Below are 19,266 nucleotides of genomic sequence, written 5' to 3'. Positions count from 1 at the left end.
CGCTTGGGTGAAAGGAGGAGGGGCGAAATCTCCCACGGATCTGTACTGCGCTAACAGTCAGAATCGAGCCTTGTCCCTCCTCCTCCCTTCAAGTCCTAGCATACAAGCGAGCCTGCTCGCGATGGCGTCAACCCAAACAGCGCACCTCTCAACCCGGCCCACTCAAGCAGCCCCGTCTGCGCTAACATGCCTGGCCGGACGCAGCAGCCTGCTGCGCGCAGGAGTCAGCATGGCCCACCCGTTTGAAACCCTCACCCCAGACCTCGTGCTCGATGCCGTCGAAAGCATCGGTTTCCTGAGCGACGCACGCATTCTGGCGCTCAACAGCTACGAGAACCGTGTCTATCAGGTCGGCATCGAAGACTCCGAGCCACTGATCGCCAAGTTCTATCGTCCGCAGCGCTGGACCAATGAAGCGATTCAGGAAGAACACCAATTCACCTTCGAACTCACCGAGGTCGAGGTGCCGGTGGTTGCGCCGTTGATCCATAACGGTGAAACCCTGCACGAACACAAAGGTTTCCGTTTCACCCTGTTCCCCCGCCGTGGTGGCCGTGCGCCGGAGCCGGGCAATCTCGATCAGCTGTATCGCCTGGGGCAACTGCTCGGTCGCCTGCATGCGGTGGGCTCGACCAAGCCGTTCGAGCACCGCGAAGCTTTGGCGGTGAAAAACTTCGGCCATGACTCGCTGACGACGTTGCTCGAAGGCAATTTCATTCCCCGCAGCTTGCTGCCCGCCTACGAGTCCGTCGCCCGCGATCTGCTCAAGCGTGTGGAAGATGCCTACAGCAATACGCCGCACCAGAACATCCGCATGCACGGCGATTGCCACCCCGGCAACATGATGTGCCGCGATGAGATGTTCCACATCGTCGACCTCGACGACTGCCGCATGGGACCAGCGGTGCAGGACATCTGGATGATGCTGGCGGGTGATCGCCAAGCCTGTCTTGGGCAGTTGTCGGAACTGATGGATGGCTACAACGAATTCCACGACTTCGATCCGCGGGAACTGGCATTGATCGAACCGCTGCGCGCCCTGCGCCTGATGCACTACAGCGCCTGGCTGGCCCGCCGTTGGGACGACCCGGCTTTCCCGCGCAGCTTTCCGTGGTTCGGTACTGAGCGTTATTGGGGTGATCAAGTGTTGGCGTTGCGTGAACAGTTGTCGGCGCTGAATGAAGAACCCCTCAAGCTCTTCTAAACGCCACCCTCCCCTGTAGGAGCGAGCTTGCTCGCGAAAAACCCAAGAACAACCCGGGGCATCAGGTTCCCCGCGTTATCGTTGACGACCATCGCGAGCAAGCTCGCTCCTACACGGTCCAGCACATCAGGGAAAATCTCCTTACAATCAGTTCTTTGTTAGCTGCCTAAGCAAGGATTCTGCATGCAAGCCGCCAACCCGCGCCGCGGGTACATATTGGGCCTGAGTGCCTACATCATCTGGGGACTTTTCCCGCTCTACTTCAAAGCCATCGCCAGCGTGCCCGCCGTGGAGATCATCATCCACCGCGTGCTGTGGTCGGCGCTGTTCGGTGCCTTGTTGCTGATGGTCTGGAAACACCCGGGCTGGTGGCGCGAGTTGCGGGAGAATCCAAAACGGCTGGCAATCCTGGCCTTGAGCGGCACGTTGATCGCGGCCAACTGGTTGACGTACGTCTGGTCGGTGAACAACGGGCGGATGCTCGAAGCGAGTCTCGGCTACTACATTAACCCGCTGATCAACGTGCTGCTGGGGATGCTGATACTCGGTGAACGGCTGCGGCGCATGCAATGGATTGCGGTGGGCCTGGCGGCCGTCGGCGTAGCGCAACAAGTGTGGCAAGTCGGCAGCCTGCCCTGGGTGTCATTGGTGCTGGCGCTGACCTTCGGCTTCTACGGGCTGATTCGCAAACAGGCACCGGTCAAGGCGCTGCCGGGGCTGGTGGTGGAAACCTGGATGCTGGTGCCGATCGCCATGGCCTGGTTGCTGTTCAATCCGACGGCACACAGTGCCCAGGCCGAGTTCTGGACCACGTCCGAAGCCTGGTGGCTGGTGGCAGCCGGGCCAGTCACGCTGGTGCCGCTGGTTTGTTTCAACGCCGCTGCCCGGCATTTGCCCTACACCACGCTCGGATTTCTCCAGTACCTGGCGCCAACGTTGGTGCTGCTGCAAGCCGTGCTGTTGTTTAACGAACACTTGTCGTCCAGCACGCTGGTGGCCTTCATGTTTATCTGGGCCGGTCTGGCGGTTTACAGCGTCGATGCGTGGCTAAGTCTGCGTCGCCGCAACTGATCAAAAAAAGTACAAACCTCTATAGGCCACGTTTCCCGTGGCCTGCATCGTTCCTTCCCAAGGTTATCCACAGCGTGATCCCCGGCGTTTGTGCGCAAGTCACTGAAAACTGCCGGTTTTTTGATCAAATCCTGAAAAGCCCCGGCCGACGTGGCCTGGCGGGCTGTCTCTACAGGTTATCCACAGGCAGGTGCACGTTTAACTTGGATAACCCGATCAGGGTTCGCTGCGCAGTACCAACTCCACCATCAGATCGTCGGCCAGGGTTTCCAGGCGTGATTGCAAAACCTCCAGCGACAGAGTCAGCGGCACCGCGAGAATCGCTTCGGCGTGAAACAGCGGTTCGCTGCTCATCGGCGCCGGGCGCACTTCCGTCACCAGCCGCTCTAGGTTGACACCCTGCTCACTCAGCAGGCGGGTGATATCGCGCACGATACCGGGACGATCATTGCCCACCAACTCCATGGCGATCGGTTTCCTGGTGCAGGATTGTTCGATGCCGCTTTCGGCGATCAACACGCGAATGCCGTGGGCAGACAACGCCTGTAGGGCATCGACCAATGCGTCGTAGGCCTCAGCCGGTACGCCCACCCGAAGAATCCCGGCAAATTGTCCGGCCATGCGCGACATGCGACTTTCCAACCAGTTGCCGCCCTGTTCGGCAATGCATTGGGCAATGCGCTCGACCTGCCCTGGCTTGTCCGGTGCGAATACGGTGAGTACGAGGTGGTCCATGGCGCAGCCCTCTGGTCATGACTTTTGTTATAGAAAACCAAGTATAGGCAAGGGGCTGGATTCGGTGCTCACAGCAGCGCTGCGGATTTTATGTGTACAACTTTTTATATTTAACTGGAACAATCTAGTGGTTTTTTGAGAACATCACGCACCCCACCGTGACTGCAATGCGTCATGGGGTCGCAGAACGACGTTATTAGTCTGATTTTCACAAGCGCAATTCATCATGTAGTATGCCGCAGCGCGCACTACATAACGTTGGATCGATGTCTGCCACAGGCGCAGTCGCATCCCTGAAAGCCCCGTCAGCAAGGCCCTCAAGCCGTTGATTGGTCCTCACCCAGCCGTCAGAAATGGCATGTACTGGTCGCAGGGTTTGTGGTTTAAATGGCCAGAGGCTTCATTGTTAAATTGAAGAGCTGAAAAGCGAAATAGCTGAGCAGAGTGAGGCAAGCAATGACTGAACACGTTCAAGTCGGTGGCCTGCAGGTCGCCAAAGTCCTGTTCGACTTCGTGAACAACGAAGCCATTCCCGGTTCCGGCCTCACCGCCGATACGTTCTGGGCCGGTGCCGACAAGGTCATTCATGACCTGGCGCCGAAGAACAAAGCCCTACTCGCCAAACGCGATGATTTCCAGGCTCGTATTGATGCCTGGCACCAGGAACGTGTAGGCCAGGCGCACGACGCCGTAGCCTATAAAGCCTTCCTGCAAGACATCGGTTATCTGCTGCCAGAAGCGGCCGATTTCCAGGCAACGACGCAAAACGTCGATGAAGAAATCGCCCGCATGGCCGGACCACAACTCGTGGTGCCGGTGATGAACGCCCGCTTCGCTCTCAATGCTTCGAACGCCCGCTGGGGTTCGCTGTACGACGCGCTCTACGGCACCGACGCCATCAGCGAAGCTGACGGCGCGGAAAAAGGCAAAGGCTACAACAAGGTTCGTGGCGACAAGGTCATCGCCTTCGCCCGTGCCTTCCTCGACGAAGCGGCACCATTGGCGGCCGGCTCCCATGTCGACTCCACCAGCTACAAAATCGTCGACGGCAAACTGGTGGTCGCCCTCAAAGGCGGCAGCAACACTGGCCTGCGCAACGACGCGCAACTGATCGGCTTCCAGGGCGATGCTTCGGCACCGACCGCGATCCTGCTGAAGAACAACGGCCTGCATTTCGAAATCCAGGTCGATGCCAGCACCCCGGTCGGCCAGACCGACGCAGCCGGCGTCAAAGACATCCTGATGGAAGCCGCACTGACCACCATCATGGACTGCGAAGACTCTGTTGCCGCCGTCGATGCCGATGACAAAGTGGTGATCTACCGCAACTGGCTCGGCCTGATGAAGGGCGACCTGTCGGAAGAAGTCGCCAAAGGTGGCAAGACGTTTACCCGAACCATGAACGCCGACCGCACCTACACCGGTTTCGACGGTAACGCGGTGAACCTGCACGGTCGTTCGCTGTTGTTCGTGCGCAACGTCGGTCACCTGATGACCATCGATGCGATCCTCGACAAAGACGGTAACGAAGTGCCGGAAGGCATTCTCGATGGCTTGGTGACTTGCCTGGCGGCGCTGCACAACCTGAACGGCAACACCTCGCGCAAGAACACCCGCACCGGCTCCGTCTACATTGTGAAGCCGAAGATGCACGGCCCTGAAGAAGCAGCGTTCACCAACGAGCTGTTCGGCCGTATCGAAGACGTGCTGAGCCTGCCGCGCAACACCCTGAAAGTCGGGATCATGGACGAGGAGCGCCGTACCACGGTCAACCTCAAGGCCTGCATCAAGGCGGCCAGCGAGCGCGTGGTGTTCATCAACACTGGTTTCCTCGACCGCACGGGCGACGAAATCCACACCTCCATGGAAGCCGGCCCGATGGTGCGCAAGGCCGACATGAAGGCGGAAAAATGGATCGGCGCCTACGAGAACTCCAACGTCGATATCGGCTTGAGCACCGGCCTGCAAGGTCGTGCGCAGATCGGTAAAGGCATGTGGGCCATGCCCGACCTGATGGCCGCGATGCTCGAACAGAAAATCGCTCACCCATTGGCCGGTGCCAACACCGCTTGGGTACCTTCGCCAACCGCCGCCGCACTGCACGTGCTGCACTACCACAAGGTTGACGTGTTCGCCCGTCAGGCCGAACTGGCCAAACGTGCTCACGCGTCGGTGGACGACATCCTGACCATCCCGCTGGCGGTAAATCCGCAGTGGACTGCCGAACAGATCAAGAACGAACTGGACAACAATTCCCAGGGCATCCTTGGTTATGTCGTGCGCTGGATCGACCAGGGCGTCGGCTGTTCGAAAGTGCCGGACATCAACGATGTCGGCCTGATGGAAGACCGTGCGACGCTGCGTATTTCCAGCCAGCACATCGCCAACTGGCTGCGTCACGGCATCGTCACCGAAGAGCAAGTGATGGAAAGCCTCAAGCGCATGGCGCCGGTGGTTGACCGTCAGAATGCCGGTGATGCGCTGTATCGCCCACTGGCGCCAAACTTCGACAGCAACATCGCCTTCCAGGCGGCAGTCGAACTGGTGGTCGAAGGCACCAAGCAGCCAAACGGCTACACCGAGCCGGTCCTGCACCGTCGTCGTCGCGAGTTCAAGGCTGCCAATGGCCTGTGAGTAAGCGCTAGTACCCGACGTGAAAAAGCCCTGATCTTGCGATCAGGGCTTTTTTTGTGGCGATTTTTGTAGCGGCTTACAGATCCACTCCCAACTCATGCTTGACCAACGCCAGCAACTTGCCGGTATCGATTGGCTTGAGCAGGAAATCCACCACGCTCAAATGCATCGCGGCAATGGCGTCTTTCACATCGGCATCGCCGGAAACGATGATAAATGGCATTGCCGCCCGCACGGACTCGCGCACCTGGCGGATCAAGTCCAGGCCATCCACGTTGCCCATCCGCAAATCGGTAATTACCAGGCCAATCGAAGGTTTTTCTTCAAGCATCTTGAGGGCGGTTTCGCCACTGGCCGCCGTCATGCAACGAATGCCATCCAATCCCAGAATTTCCGACAGCAGCTCTCGGGCGTCCCTATCGTCGTCGACGATCAGCACCCGTTGCGGCGGCAAGTCGGGTGCCAGCATGACGGCACTGAGCGCCTCGCGCTCGGCATCACTCAAAATATCGTGGTCGGACATGGCGTTCTCTACATGTTCAATTCAGTTCCCTGGCACAGTGGTGAGACATCGCTGGACAGAGCTTCAATGTGCACTTCGTCGGATATTTTTCCAATAGCAGAATAGAGAGCTTTTTCTCTCAATTGCGTAAGGTTTTTCCGACACTCCATCACACTGATTGCCTACCTAGACTTACGTCCAATGGGCACCCTGACCGCAGGGGTCGACCATGGGTGAGTCATCCGACAACAACAAATCCAAAAAAGACTGCGGTAATGGTTATGAGTAAAGCGGACGCCTTCACACAGGCAGGGAAAACCGCGGTGTTGCAGAACATCCAGGGCACTTTGCAATTCCTTCAGCGTTTCCCCCCCTTCAATCAGATGGAACACGCGCACCTGGCGTACCTGGTTGAGCAATGTCAGCTGCGTTTTTATGCGCCCGGCGAAAGCATCATCAAACCCGCCGACGGCCCGGTTGAGCACTTTTACATCGTCAAACAGGGTCGTGTGGTGGGCGAGCGTCCGCATTCGGCCAAGGGCGGCAACGAAACCACTTTCGAAATCACCACCGGCGAATGTTTTCCTCTTGCCGCATTGCTGGGGGAACGGGCGACCCGCACCGAACATCTGGCAGCTGAAGATACCTTTTGCCTACAGCTCAATAAGCTGGCGTTCATCAAACTATTCGCCATTTCCAACACCTTTCGCGACTTTGCCCTACGTGGCGTGAGCAGCCTGCTGGATCAGGTCAATCAGCAAGTCCAGCAAAAAGCCGTGGAAACCCTTGGCACCCAGTATTCGCTCAACACCCGCCTGGGCGAATTGGCCATGCGTCATCCAGTGATGTGCAGCCCGGCAACGCCCCTGCGTGAAGCCGTGACCCTGATGCATGAGCAGCAGGTCGGCAGCATTGTGGTGGTCGACGAACACCAGGCGCCGCTGGGGATTTTCACCCTGCGTGATTTACGCCACGTGGTGGCCAGCGGCACCGGTGATTTCAACGAAGCCATCGAGCGGCACATGACCCGCGCGCCGTTTTACCTGACGCCCGATCACAGTGCGTTCGATGCAGCGATCGCCATGACCGAGCGACACATCGCCCATGTCTGCCTGGTCAAGGACCAGCGCTTGTGCGGCGTGGTCTCGGAGCGCGATCTGTTTTCCCTGCAACGGGTGGATCTGGTGCACTTGGCGCGAACCATCCGCAATGCGCCGCGGGTGGAAAACCTGGTGGCGATCCGTGGCGAGATCGGCCAATTGGTCGAACGCATGCTGGCCCACGGTGCGTCCTCGACCCAGATCACCCACATCATCACCCTGCTCAACGACCACACCGTGTGCCGGGTCATCGAACTGACCCTGGCGGAAAAAGGCGACCCTGGTGTGCCGTTCAGTTGGCTGTGTTTCGGCAGCGAAGGTCGCCGCGAACAGACACTGCACACCGACCAGGACAACGGCATTCTGTTCGAAGCCCGGGACGCGGCGCATGCTGCGCAAATTCGCGGCAAATTGCTGCCCATCGCCCACCAGATCAACCACAGCCTGGCGCAGTGCGGTTTCACCCTGTGCAAGGGCAACATCATGGCCGGCAACCCCGAGTTGTGTTTGTCCCGCGTCGAATGGGCCCGTCGCTTTGCCGCGTTCATCCGCGAGGCCACGCCGGAGAACTTGCTGGGCTCGAGCATCTATTTCGATTTGCGCGTGGTCTGGGGCAGCGAGCAAGGCTGCGAACAGTTGCGGCGCGGGATTCTCGATCAGGTCGGCGACAACCGTCTGTTCCAGCGCATGCTGGCCGAAAACGCTCTGCGCAACCGCCCGCCCGTTGGACGTTTCCGCGAGTTCGTACTGGCAAAGAAAAATGGCGAGAAAGCCACGCTGGATCTGAAGATTCAGGGCCTGACGCCCTTCGTCGACGGCGCCCGACTGCTCGCCCTCGCCCATGGCGTCGAAACGAACAACACCCTGGAGCGCTTTCGCCAACTGGTGGACAAGGAGATCATCGAGCCGCTGGACGGCGCGGCGTACGAAGAGGCGTATCACTTCATCCAGCAAACCCGCATGCAGCAACATCAGCTACAGACCCGGGAGAATTTGCCCTACTCCAACCGCGTCGATCCGGACAGCCTCAATCATCTGGACCGGCGGATCCTGCGTGAGTCCCTGCGCCAGGCTCAACGCCTGCAAAGCAGCCTGGCCCTGCGGTATCAACTATGAGCCTATTCTCCTGGCTGCGCCCTGCCGGTCCGAGCCTGTCCGGTGAATTGCAACAGCGCCTGCAATGCTTGCCAGCTGCGAGCGGGCTGAGTGAATGCAGCCTGCGTGAGCAACGCTGGATCGTGCTTGACCTGGAAACCACCGGGCTGAATTTGAACAAGGACCGGGTGCTGTCGATCGGCGCAGTGGTGATCGAGGATGGCGCCATCGATTTCAGCCAGCAGTTCGAACGCACCCTGCAATGCACCGAAGTCAAACTCGGGCCCAGCGTGTTGATTCACGGCATCGGCCCCAGTGCGATTGCCGCAGGCAGCGATCCTGCCGAAGCGCTGCTCGATTTCATGGCGTTCGTCGGCGACAGTCCGTTGCTGGCCTTTCATGCGCCATTCGACCAGCACATGCTCGGACGGGCGCTGAAAGATCATCTGGGCTACAAATTGCAGCACACCTTTCTGGATGTGGCGGACATCGCCCCGCTGCTCTGCCCGCAGGCGAACATCCGTGAGGCCGGACTGGACGAGTGGATCAACTGGTTCAAGCTGGAAGTCTTCGAGCGCCACAACGCCAGCGCCGATGCCCTGGCCACTGCCGAGCTGGCGTTGATCCTGTTCAGCCGCGCACGGCAGCAGCAGATTCATAGCCCGTTGAATTTGCAGCAGCGACTGAATCAGTGGAAGCGGCGGCAGCAATCGCCGTCCTTCTAACCCCGCAGAACCTTTTATAGAAGCGAGCCTGCTCGCTCCTACAGGGTTCTGCGCAATCCAAACCACCCGACCAATGCCAATTGCTTTCCCTTCCTCGCCTCTGCCACAATCGCGAACAATTCTCGTTAGTTAACACTTCCCAAACGGTGATGCTGCGTGTCGTCAGTCCCTAGCCCTCAAAGTGAGCTCGTCGGTGCGTTATATCGCGACCATCGCGGTTGGCTATTGGCCTGGCTTCGTCGCAACGTCGCCTGCCCGCAACGGGCCGAAGACCTGAGCCAGGACACCTTCGTGCGTTTGCTGGGCCGCGAAGAACTGAAAGAGCCGCGCGAGCCACGGGCATTCCTGGTGGCAATTGCCAAGGGCCTGCTGTTTGACTATTTCCGTCGTGCCGCGCTGGAACAGGCCTATCTCACCGAACTGATGCTGATTCCCGAAGCCGAGCAACCGTCGGTGGAAGAGCAGCAAATGATCCTCGAAGACCTGAAAAACATCGATCGTCTGCTCGGCAAACTGTCGAGCAAGGCGCGAGCGGCGTTTCTCTACAACCGTCTCGATGGCCTGGGCCACGCTGAAATCGCCGAACGCCTCGGTGTGTCGGTGCCTCGCGTGCGCCAATACCTGGCCCAGGGTGTCCGCCAGTGCTACATCGCGTTGTACGGTGAGCCGACATGAGTCCGGTGAGTTCCAAACCGGTGTCGGCGCAAGTGCTGGATGCGGCGATCGCCTGGCAATTGTCCCTGGACTCCGGCAACCCGGTGGAGCGCGAAGAGTTCACCAAATGGCACGCCGCCCACGAAGAACATGCCCGCGCCTGGCGCCAATTGGGCATGCTCGACCAGCGTTTCAGCGTCGCCAGCGGCCCGGCCCGCACGGCCCTGCTGCAATCGCGCGAAGGCATTCGCCGCCGGGTGCGCAAGCTCGGCAGCGGTCTGGCCAGCGTGGTCGCAGTGATTGGCCTGGCGTTGTTTGCCGGTGAGCGCTATCTGCCGGTCGACTATTGGCTGGCCGACCAGCGCACCGCTACCGGCGAACAACGCACCATTCGCCTGTCCGACGGCACGCTGATCAACCTCAATACCCACAGTGCCGTGGACGTGCGCTTTGACGAAAAACAGCGGCTGGTTGTTCTTCAGGAAGGGGAAATCCTCGTCGAAACCGGTCATGGCGATGCCCGGCCGTTTATCGTCGAGACCCGCGAAGGCAGCATGCGCGCACTGGGCACGCGGTTTTTGGTCAAGCGCGAAGAAGAAGGCACACGCCTGAGCGTATTGCAGTCGGCGGTGGCCGCCCATCCGCAATCGAGCCCTGACGAACAGATTCTGCGTGAAGGCCAGCAAATGCTGATCCGCAATGACGGCCTGGGCGAGATTATGGCGCTCAACCTCGGCGCCGATGCCTGGACGCGCGGCATGCTGGTGGTGGACAACGCGCGACTGGAAGATCTGGTGCACGAACTCGGCCGTTATCGCCGGGGGCATCTGGGTGTGGCGCCGGAAGTGGCTGACCTGCGGATCACCGGCAGCTTTCCACTCAAGGACACTGACCTGGCCCTGAACGCGTTGCTGCCGACCCTACCGGTGCAAATCGAACTGCACACCCCATGGTGGGTGACGGTGGCGGCGAAAACCGAGGCCAGGCGCTGACGGCTTTTTTATATCTCAATTGATGAATCGAAATTATTTTCATCCAGCCCTATCACTTTTTGATTTTCGTTCGGCACCTAGGCAATTGAGAAGTATTCCCTTTCAGGAGCCGCTGTATGTCCCGTTCGCTAGACACCTTGTTGCGCCCCAGTTTGCTGGCGGTTGCCATTGCCCTTTGCACCCCTTTGGCCAGCAGCCAACTGATTGCCGCTGAACAGGCGTCCAGCGTTCGCGCCTACAACCTGCCGGCCGCCCCTTTGGCCAGCACGCTGAACCAGATCGCCAGCCAGGCCGGTCTGGCGCTGTCGCTGAATCCAACATTGGCTGCGGGCAAGACGTCTGCACCAGTCAACGGCCAGTTCGATGCAGCCACCGCCCTGCGCCAGGCCTTGCAGGGCACTGGTCTGCAACTGGAGCAGAGCGCCAGCGGCACCTACACCCTGGTGGCTGTGCCTGAAGGCGTGATGGCCCTGCCTGCAACCAGCGTGATCGGTGTGGAAGCAGACCCTGAAAACGCATGGGGCCCGGTGCAAGGCTACCTGGCCAAGCGCACCGCCGCCGGCACCAAGACCGACACCGCACTGGTCGAAGTACCTCGCTCGATCTCGATCGCCACCCGTGATCAGATGGACGACCGCAGCGTGCACAGCCTCGACGACGCCGTGCGCTACATGCCCGGCATCACCGCCAGCAGCTACGGCAGCGACACCCGCGCCGACTGGTTGCGCGTGCGCGGCTTCGAACCGACCCAGTTCCTCGATGGTCTGCCACTGCCAAGAGGCGTATACGCCAACCCGAAACAGGAAACCTGGAACCTCGACCGCCTCGCCCTGTTGCGCGGCCCGGCTTCGTCGATCTACGGCCAGACTCCGCCGGGCGGACTGCTGGACATGGTCAGCCGCCGTCCCAGCGCCGAATCGAGCAATGAAGTCCAGTTGCAATACGGCAGCGACAACCATCGCCAGATCAACTTCGCCAGCACCGGCAAGATCGACGATGAAGGTCAGTTCCTCTATGGCCTGAGCGGTGTGGTGCGCGACAGCGGCACGCAGATCGACCACGTCGACAACAAGCGCTACAACATCGCGCCGAGCCTGACCTGGAACATCGACGAAGACACCAAGTTCACCCTGCTTACGCAATTCACCCGCGACGATACCGGCATCACCAGCCAGTTCCTGCCGGTCCAGGGCACCAAGATCGGCATGCCGTTCGGCGATGTTTCCCACCACAAAAACCTGGGCGACCCGGACTGGGAATACTACGACCGTACCTATTACGCGCTGGGCTACGCTTTCGAACATCGCCTCAATGATGTCTGGCAGTTCCGTCAGAACCTGCGCTACACCAAGTCGGACCTGTCCTTCCAGGGCATCACCGTCGGCGCGTACCCGTTCACTCAAGTGGATAACGACGGCAACGTCGGCCGTTCGACCACCAGCGTCGACGAAGACATCAGCCAGTTCGCCGTGGACAACAACTTCCAGGCGGACTTCGCCACCGGTGATGTTCGCCACACCTTGCTGCTCGGTCTCGATCACCAGCGCAACAACACCAACTACACCTCGATCTTCGGCAGTGCCCCGCCGACCAACGTGAACAACCCGGTCCGTGGCGTGGAAATCGTTCGTCCGCCGCGCTCCAGCGCGTTTTATGACTACGACCAGAAGACCTACCAGACCGGCCTGTACGTCCAGGACCAGATGGCCCTCGACCAATGGCGCCTGACCTTGGGCGGTCGTGAAGACTGGGTTCACACCGGCACCAAGTTCTTCAACAAGGGCGATGCCACCAACACCGAGCGCGACACCAACTTCAGCGGCAACGCAGCGATCAGCTACGTGTTCGACAACGGCATCGTGCCGTACCTGTCGTATGCCGAATCGTTCCAGCCAACCAGCAATGCCACGGCTTCGCCGACCGATTCGATCAAACCGACCGAAGGCGAACAATGGGAACTGGGTATCAAGTACCAGCCGCCGGGCAGCGATACCTTGCTGAGCGCCGCAATCTACGACCTGACGCAGAAGAACGTCTCCGTCACCACCACCAACTCGGACAACGTCTCGATCACCAGCCAGACCGGTGAAGTGAAAGTCAAAGGCCTGGAGCTGGAAGCGGTTTCCGACGTGACCGAGAACCTCAAGGTCATCGCCGCGTACACCCTGGCCAAATCCGAAGTACAAGACGGCACGTTCAAAGGCAATCGCCTGCAACTGATGCCTAACCAGCAAGCGTCGCTGTGGACCGATTACACATGGCACAACGGCGTTCTCGACGGTTTCGGCGTGGGCGGCGGTGTTCGCTACACCGGCAACACCTACGGCGACCAGGCCAACACCGAGCTGGGCAAGGCCGATGCCTACACCGTGTTCGACGCTGCGGTTCACTACGACCTCGGTCGCCTGGACAACAGCCTCAAAGGCGCCTCGCTGGCACTGAACGCGACCAACCTGTTCGACAAGGACTACATCTCCACGTGCGACAGTTTCTACTGCTACTACGGCGACCAACGCAGTGTGGTCGCCAGTGCCACCTACAAGTGGTAATGGCTTGATCTGACACGCCCAGTACCCAGGCCGTCCATCAAGGACGGCTTTGGTATTTCTGAGGGTCATGAAATGAAAAGTAAAACAATTCGCCGCTGGTCCTTCGTCCACACCTGGACCAGCCTGATCTGCACAGTCTTCCTGCTGATGCTGGCGCTGACCGGCCTGCCATTGATCTTCCACCACGAGATCGACCATCTGCTGGGCGATGCTGCTGAGTTGAAGTTCATGCCGGCGGACACCCCGCAGTTGAACTTGCAGCAGTTGGTGCAGGCGGCTGAAAAACATCGCCCCGGCGAAGTCATGCAGTACTTCGGCTTCGACGAAGACGAGCCCAATGCCGCCATTGCAATCATGGCCGCCACGGCGGGCACCGAGCCCAACTCTTCTCACACGTTCATGCTCGACGCCCGCACCGGCGAAGCACTGGAAATGCCATCGGCCAACGGCGGCTTCATGATGGTCATGTTGCGCCTGCACGTTGACATGTTTGCCGGACTGCCGGGCAAGCTGCTACTGGCGTTCATGGGGTTGCTGTTCGTTGTCGCGATCGTCTCCGGCACGGTGTTGTATCTGCCGTTCATGCGGCGCTTGAAATTCGCCACCGTGCGCCAGGACAAATCCACCCGCCTGCGCTGGCTCGACCTGCATAACCTGATCGGCGTGGTGACGTTGACCTGGGCGCTGGTGGTGGGCGTGACCGGCGTGATCAGCGCTTGCGCCGACCTGTTGATCGCCGCGTGGCGCAACGACAGCCTGAGCGCGATGGTCGCGCCGTACCGCGATGCGCCGCCGCTGACACAACTGGCGCCGGCCACTCGCTTGCTCGACATTGCCAAGGACGTCGCACCGGGCATGCAACCCGACTTCATCGCCTTCCCCGGCACCCGCTTTTCCAGCGAGCACCACTACGCGGTGTTCATGAAAGGCAGTACGCACCTGACCTCGCACCTGCTGACGCCGGTATTGATCGACGCCAGCACCCTGCAAGTCACCGCCGTGGCGGAGCGCCCGTGGTACATGGACGCCATGGGCATGTCGCAGCCGCTGCATTTCGGTGACTACGGCGGCATGCCGATGCAAATTCTCTGGGCGACGCTGGATGTGCTGACCATCATCGTCCTCGGCAGCGGCGTGTATTTGTGGGTTGTGCGGCGCAAGGCCGCCAAACCCGTACTGGAAAAAGCGGAGAGCGTGGGATGAAGCCTCGGCAGTCGAATTTCTGGAAGGTGTTTGCCGCACCGACTGTGATTGCTTTGCTCAGCGCAGCGGGGCTGTTTGCCGCGTTGCTCGGCGATGGCGTGTGGGATTCTCTGAGCTGGATAGGCTTGGGCATCCCGGCCCTTCTTGGCTTGCGCGGCCTCCTACAACGCCGTTGATTTCTGCAGGAGCGGCTGCGGTCTTTTGACTTTGGGTTTTCAAGATCAAAAGATCGCAGCCTTCGGCAGCGCCTACGTCATACGACGACCAAACCTCCCGTCTGTCGCCTAACCTCTCAAATTCTCTGACATATTTGTTGACACATTCCCGCTTGCACTTCTATAAAGGCGCGCGTTGTACGACAACCTACAACAACTGCAGCACCAAAATAAATCCAAGAAAAAGACGGTGAAGTGATGAAAGTCAAAGGCATCCGCTGGTGGATGGTCGGCCTGGTGACGGCCGGCCTGATGGTCAACTACCTGGCACGCAATACCCTCTCAGTGGCCGCCCCGACCCTGATGAGCGAAATGAACATCACCACCGAGCAGTACTCGCACATCGTCGTCGCCTGGCAGGTGTGCTATGCGCTGATGCAACCGGTGGCGGGCTACATCATCGATGCCATCGGCACCAAAATGGGCTTCGCCATTTTTGCTTTCGCCTGGTCGATTGCCTGCGCACTCGCGGCCTTGGCCAGTGGCTGGCAGGGATTGGCTTTCTTCCGTGGCCTGCTCGGGCTGACCGAAGCGGCGGGCTTGCCGGCGGCGGTCAAGACGTCCACTGAATGGTTCCCGGCCAAAGAGCGCTCGGTGGCCATCGGCTGGTTCAACATCGGCTCGTCGATTGGCGCGGTGCTGGCGCCGCCGCTGGTGGTCTGGGCGATTCTGCACAGCGGATGGGAGCTGGCCTTCCTGATCGTCGGCGGCCTGGGTGTGGCCTGGACGTTTTTGTGGATGGTGCTCTACAAACACCCGCGCAATCAGAAACTCCTCGGTGACGAAGAGCGCGAGTACATCCTCAGCGGTCAGGAAAATCACTTCAAAGACCCGGCCACCAAGAAAGGCAGCTGGAAGAAAATCATCGGCAGCCGCAACTTCTACGCCATCGCCAGCGCCCGGATTCTCTCCGAGCCGGCCTGGCAGACCTTCAACGCGTGGATTCCGCTGTACCTGATGACCGAGCGGCACATGAACATCAAAGAGATCGCGATGTTCGCCTGGCTGCCGTTCCTCGCCGCTGACCTTGGTTGCGTACTCGGCGGTTACCTGAGCCCGTTCTTTCACAAGTACTGCAAGGTGTCGTTGTTCACCTCGCGCAAAATGGTCTTGCTGTTCGGCGCCTCCTGCATGATCGGCCCGGCGTGTATCGGTCTGGTCGCCAGCCCGTACACCGCGATTGCGCTGCTGTGCATCGGCGGTTTCGCTCACCAGACATTGTCCGGCGCACTGTATGCGATCACCTCGGACTCGTTCGGCAAAAACGAAGTGGCCACCGCCACCGGCATGGGCGGGATGTTCGGCTACCTTGGCGCCGCTGCGTTCACCCTGGTGTTTGGTGTGATGGTGACCAAGATCGGCTACAGCCCGCTGTTCGTAGTCCTGGCGATCTTCGATATCGTTGCTGCGTTCATCGTCTGGACGGTTGCCCGTGAGCTGAAGCCTCAACAGGCGGCGCCAGATCTTCAAACTGCAGTTCCAGCCAACTAAGACACACACCCTTGCAGGAGCGAGCCTGATCGCTCCTGCAAGGGTTAATGCCATCTTGAGCTATCGGTTCAACACGCTATGCTGCCCGTCACTGCCACCGACCGAGACGTTGCCATGTCCGCCCCGAGCATGACCCTGTACCACAACTCCCTTTCCCCCTTCGTCCGTAAAGTCATGGTGCTGCTGCACGAAACCGGTCAACAGGACCGCGTCGCCCTGCAGAACTGCGTGCTCACCCCGGTCGATCCGGATCTGGCGCTGATCGATGACAACCCCCTGAGCAAAATCCCCGCCCTGCGCCTGGCTGACGGCAACGTCATCCACGACAGCCGGGTGATCCTCGACTACCTCGACCACCAACACGTCGGCAACCCGCTGATCCCCCGCGAAGGCTCGGCCCGCTGGCGCCGTCTGACCCTGGCCTCCCTGGCCGACGGGATCATGGATGCCGCCGTGCTGGTGCGCTACGAAGTCGTCCTGCGTGCCCCGGAAAAACACTGGGACGCGTACCTCGACGGCCAACGCGACAAGATCCGCCGCGCCCTGGCGCTACTGGAAAAAGACGCCATCGCCGAGCTGACCAGCCACTTCGACGTGGCCGCGATCAGCGTGGCATGTGCCTTGGGTTACGTGGACTTGCGTCATCCGGACCTGGACTGGCGCACGGCGAATCCGCAATTGGCGGCGTGGTATTTCGAGGTGAGCCAGCGACCTTCGATGATTGCGACGATGCCGAAGGTTTGAATTTTCGCTGATGGGTCCGGCCTCATCGCGAGCAGGCTCGCTCCCACTGTTGACCGCGATCTCATGTGGGAGATTCTATGTTGCAGCCCCCCTGCAACCTTAATAAAGGCAAGGCGTCCGAGCCCGGTGGCTGAACTCAAGCCTTATCTCACGTCAATGAGACCACTGGCCGTCAGCAATCCGGCTTGTCCGCCGTAAACCGTCGTGCCGGATTCACCGCCGCGCCAAACTCACGCAACGCCTTGGCACCGATCAACAGTGGGTAGTTAAAGCTGCTGCGGTCGGTCAGGTTGACCTCGACCGTGCGCTTGACGCTGCCCAGGCACAATTCCAGATCGACCACCGGGCGCTTGGTAGGCGCGGCGGTGTCTTCATCTTCGTCTTCTTCGGAGCGGGTCTTGATCTTGCTGATCCGCGCGACCTTGTGCTCGTAGACTTTGTTGCTCGCATCTTTGGTGGCGAGGCGGAAACGCACCCAGTCTTCGCCATCGCGGGTGAAGGTTTCGATGTCTTTGGCCGACAGCGATGCGGTCAGGGCGCCAGTGTCCATCTTGGCCTTGAGCACTTCGCCGCCGATTTCCGGCAGCGCAATGTATTCGTAACGCCCGTACAGGGTCGGCTCGGCGGCCATGACCGGCAGGGCGATGAGGGAAAGCAGTGCGAGTAGGGATTTCACGTAAAAGGCTTCCATGAGAAGTGAACAGCGGGATTTTAGACCGTTGCGCACATGATCGTTCCCACAAGGTTAACGGCACGGAAGTGAAACATTCGTCAGCACCGATTTGGCCTCCCGCCCGAAGCTGCTTATCATGGCGCGCCCACACGTTTTCAAGAGTTGCCTATGCGCCGCCTGCTCACCGGCTGTTTCGTTACCCTGCTGCTGTTGCTCAACACCCTGATCCTGATCGGCCCATTGATGGCGTTGGCCCTGTTCAAACTGGTTCTGTCCGGACGCTTTCGCGATTACGCCTCTACGGCGGTGATGTGGATCGCCGAGACCTGGTCGGAAATCGACAAGCTGATCTTCCGCTGCTGCATCCCGACGCGATGGGACATTCGCGGTGGCGACGATCTGCGCCGTGATACCTCGTATCTGGTGATCAGCAACCATCAATCCTGGGTCGATATCCCGGCGTTGATCCAGACACTGAATCGACGCACGCCGTTCTTCAAATTCTTCCTCAAGAAAGAGCTGATCTGGGTGCCGTTCCTGGGCCTGGCTTGGTGGGCGCTGGATTACCCGTTCATGAAACGCTATACCAAGGCGTTTCTGGCCAGGCACCCGGAACTGGCGGGCAAGGATCTGGAGATCACCAAACAGGCTTGCGAGCTGTTCAAGCGGCAGCCGGTCACGATCGTCAATTATCTGGAAGGCACGCGTTTTACCGCCGCCAAAAGCGCTCAGCAGCAGTCTCCATTCACTCACCTGCTCAGGCCAAAGGCCGGTGGCGTGGCGTTTGTGCTGGCGGCGATGGGCGTACAGCTGGATGGAATTCTCGATGTGACGGTGGTTTACCCGCAGCAGAAAATTCCGGGGTTCTGGGACTTGATCAGCGGTAACGTGCCAAGGGTCATCATCGACATCAAGACCCGCGAACTCGCGCCCGCGCTGCTGCAGGGCGATTACGAAAACGACCCGCAGTTTCGTGAAACGGTCCAGAACTGGGTCAACCAGCTCTGGACCGAGAAGGATCAACGCATCGACGCGTTGCGCGCCGAAAGCCGCTGATCAACTACCGGTGGTGCCAGTGCCCCAGATCCCGCCAAGGCTTTGCAGCAGCGAACCACCAACGCCCTGCTGACCGAGGTATTGCAGGATCACCGGGGCAAACTGGCCAATCATGCCGCTGTCCATGCCCAGGGCGCTGAAGGCGTTGTTCAGGTCGTTGGTGTCCTTGACGTTGCCCAACGCGTTATCCAGCCCGGCGGCCTTGCCGCTGGAGCCAAGCAAACCGGCCAGTGCCCCCAACTCGCCACCGCCCGACAACTTGTCGATGCCCGGCACACTTTTGGCCAGTTCCGAATAGTCGGTCGAGCTCAGCTGATTCTTCGCCAACCCAAGCATCGCGCCCGTGCCGCCGACGGCTTGTTGCGGGGTCACGTTCAATTGGCTCAAGGCACCGAGCAACCCCGCCGTTTCCGGCGTCGGCGCTGCCGCCGCAGCGGTATCACCGCCCTTCATGCCCGAAATGGCATTGGCCGCATCGCCCAGACTGAACTGGGCAAACACCGGGCTGGCCGCCAGGGTCATGAGCGATGCCAGTGCAAAACCGCGTGAAATCTTCATTCAGACACCCTCTAAGAAAACCGCCCCGTGATGAGCGGCGAAAAACTGCTCGTTGGACTGAAACC

At 60.0% G+C, this 19,266-nt stretch carries 17 protein-coding genes; 13 read left to right on the top strand and 4 right to left on the bottom strand.

Features of this window, described 5'->3' with window-relative positions; all coding sequences use genetic code 11:
- Positions 1-229: 229 nt before the first annotated feature.
- Positions 230-1,204, top strand: a complete 975-nt coding sequence (locus ACNYC6_RS16065) for a serine/threonine protein kinase (RefSeq protein ID WP_419708263.1) — start codon at positions 230-232, stop codon at positions 1,202-1,204.
- Between the two features lie 183 nt (positions 1,205-1,387).
- Positions 1,388-2,275 (top strand): EamA family transporter RarD, encoded by an 888-nt coding sequence (gene rarD, locus ACNYC6_RS16060; protein WP_419708262.1) that lies wholly within the window; start codon positions 1,388-1,390, stop codon positions 2,273-2,275.
- A 216-nt stretch (positions 2,276-2,491) separates the two neighbouring features.
- Here the strand turns inward: rarD and ACNYC6_RS16055 are convergent, their stop codons facing one another.
- On the bottom strand, positions 2,492-3,010 hold the full coding sequence (locus ACNYC6_RS16055; protein ID WP_419708261.1) for a glycine cleavage system protein R: 519 nt from the start codon (positions 3,008-3,010) through the stop codon (positions 2,492-2,494).
- Positions 3,011-3,466: 456 nt separating this feature from the next.
- Between ACNYC6_RS16055 and ACNYC6_RS16050 the strand changes: the two genes are divergently transcribed.
- Complete coding sequence (locus ACNYC6_RS16050) at positions 3,467-5,644, top strand: malate synthase G (RefSeq protein WP_419708260.1); 2,178 nt, start codon at positions 3,467-3,469, stop codon at positions 5,642-5,644.
- Between the two features lie 76 nt (positions 5,645-5,720).
- On the opposite strand, the gene ACNYC6_RS16045 is transcribed toward ACNYC6_RS16050, so the two are convergent.
- Positions 5,721-6,167, bottom strand: a complete 447-nt coding sequence (locus ACNYC6_RS16045) for a response regulator (RefSeq protein WP_419708259.1) — start codon at positions 6,165-6,167, stop codon at positions 5,721-5,723.
- A gap of 254 nt (positions 6,168-6,421) precedes the next feature.
- Here ACNYC6_RS16045 and ACNYC6_RS16040 point away from each other — a divergent pair, with 254 nt between their 5' ends.
- The 9 genes from ACNYC6_RS16040 to ACNYC6_RS16000 all read left to right on the top strand — a co-directional run bounded on the left by ACNYC6_RS16040 (position 6,422) and on the right by ACNYC6_RS16000 (position 16,914).
- Positions 6,422-8,362, top strand: a complete 1,941-nt coding sequence (locus ACNYC6_RS16040; protein WP_419708258.1) for a DUF294 nucleotidyltransferase-like domain-containing protein — start codon at positions 6,422-6,424, stop codon at positions 8,360-8,362.
- Complete coding sequence (locus ACNYC6_RS16035; RefSeq protein WP_419708257.1) at positions 8,359-9,066, top strand: PolC-type DNA polymerase III; 708 nt, start codon at positions 8,359-8,361, stop codon at positions 9,064-9,066. Before ACNYC6_RS16040 ends, ACNYC6_RS16035 begins: the two co-directional genes overlap by 4 nt.
- Before the next feature lie 156 nt (positions 9,067-9,222).
- Positions 9,223-9,741: an RNA polymerase sigma factor gene (locus ACNYC6_RS16030; RefSeq protein WP_338583564.1), complete on the top strand. Its 519-nt coding sequence runs from the start codon at positions 9,223-9,225 to the stop codon at positions 9,739-9,741.
- A complete protein-coding gene (locus ACNYC6_RS16025) occupies positions 9,738-10,712 on the top strand; it encodes a FecR domain-containing protein (RefSeq protein WP_419708256.1) in 975 nt (324 codons plus the stop codon). Before ACNYC6_RS16030 ends, ACNYC6_RS16025 begins: the two co-directional genes overlap by 4 nt.
- A 116-nt stretch (positions 10,713-10,828) precedes the next feature.
- Positions 10,829-13,261, top strand: coding sequence for a TonB-dependent siderophore receptor (locus tag ACNYC6_RS16020; RefSeq protein WP_419708255.1), 2,433 nt, complete (start codon positions 10,829-10,831; stop codon positions 13,259-13,261).
- A 72-nt stretch (positions 13,262-13,333) separates the two neighbouring features.
- Positions 13,334-14,464: a PepSY-associated TM helix domain-containing protein gene (locus tag ACNYC6_RS16015; RefSeq protein WP_419708254.1), complete on the top strand. Its 1,131-nt coding sequence runs from the start codon at positions 13,334-13,336 to the stop codon at positions 14,462-14,464.
- Positions 14,461-14,640: a hypothetical protein gene (locus tag ACNYC6_RS16010; protein WP_419708253.1), complete on the top strand. Its 180-nt coding sequence runs from the start codon at positions 14,461-14,463 to the stop codon at positions 14,638-14,640. Before ACNYC6_RS16015 ends, ACNYC6_RS16010 begins: the two co-directional genes overlap by 4 nt.
- Before the next feature lie 237 nt (positions 14,641-14,877).
- Positions 14,878-16,170 carry an MFS transporter gene (locus ACNYC6_RS16005; RefSeq protein ID WP_419708252.1) on the top strand — a complete coding sequence of 431 codons (1,293 nt, stop codon included), beginning with the start codon at positions 14,878-14,880 and terminating at the stop codon, positions 16,168-16,170.
- 114 nt (positions 16,171-16,284) lie between these two features.
- Complete coding sequence (locus tag ACNYC6_RS16000) at positions 16,285-16,914, top strand: glutathione S-transferase (protein ID WP_419708251.1); 630 nt, start codon at positions 16,285-16,287, stop codon at positions 16,912-16,914.
- Positions 16,915-17,086: 172 nt separating this feature from the next.
- Here the strand turns inward: ACNYC6_RS16000 and ACNYC6_RS15995 are convergent, their stop codons facing one another.
- The gene (locus tag ACNYC6_RS15995; protein WP_419708250.1) at positions 17,087-17,590 is read right to left on the bottom strand and encodes an ATP-dependent zinc protease; all 504 of its coding nucleotides are present in this window, start codon (positions 17,588-17,590) and stop codon (positions 17,087-17,089) included.
- Positions 17,591-17,755: 165 nt separating this feature from the next.
- Here ACNYC6_RS15995 and ACNYC6_RS15990 point away from each other — a divergent pair, with 165 nt between their 5' ends.
- Positions 17,756-18,643, top strand: coding sequence for an acyltransferase (locus tag ACNYC6_RS15990; RefSeq protein ID WP_419708249.1), 888 nt, complete (start codon positions 17,756-17,758; stop codon positions 18,641-18,643).
- Here ACNYC6_RS15990 and ACNYC6_RS15985 read toward each other — a convergent pair whose 3' ends face one another.
- Positions 18,644-19,201 carry a DUF2780 domain-containing protein gene (locus ACNYC6_RS15985; protein ID WP_419708248.1) on the bottom strand — a complete coding sequence of 186 codons (558 nt, stop codon included), beginning with the start codon at positions 19,199-19,201 and terminating at the stop codon, positions 18,644-18,646.
- Between the last annotated feature and the right edge of the window lie 65 nt (positions 19,202-19,266).

Origin of the sequence: Pseudomonas sp. NFX224 (genome assembly GCF_048565165.1) — a bacterium.
Lineage (GTDB): Bacteria > Pseudomonadota > Gammaproteobacteria > Pseudomonadales > Pseudomonadaceae > Aquipseudomonas.
Note: the sequence above shows the minus strand (reverse complement) of the source record. Positions and strands in the feature narration are given on the sequence as shown.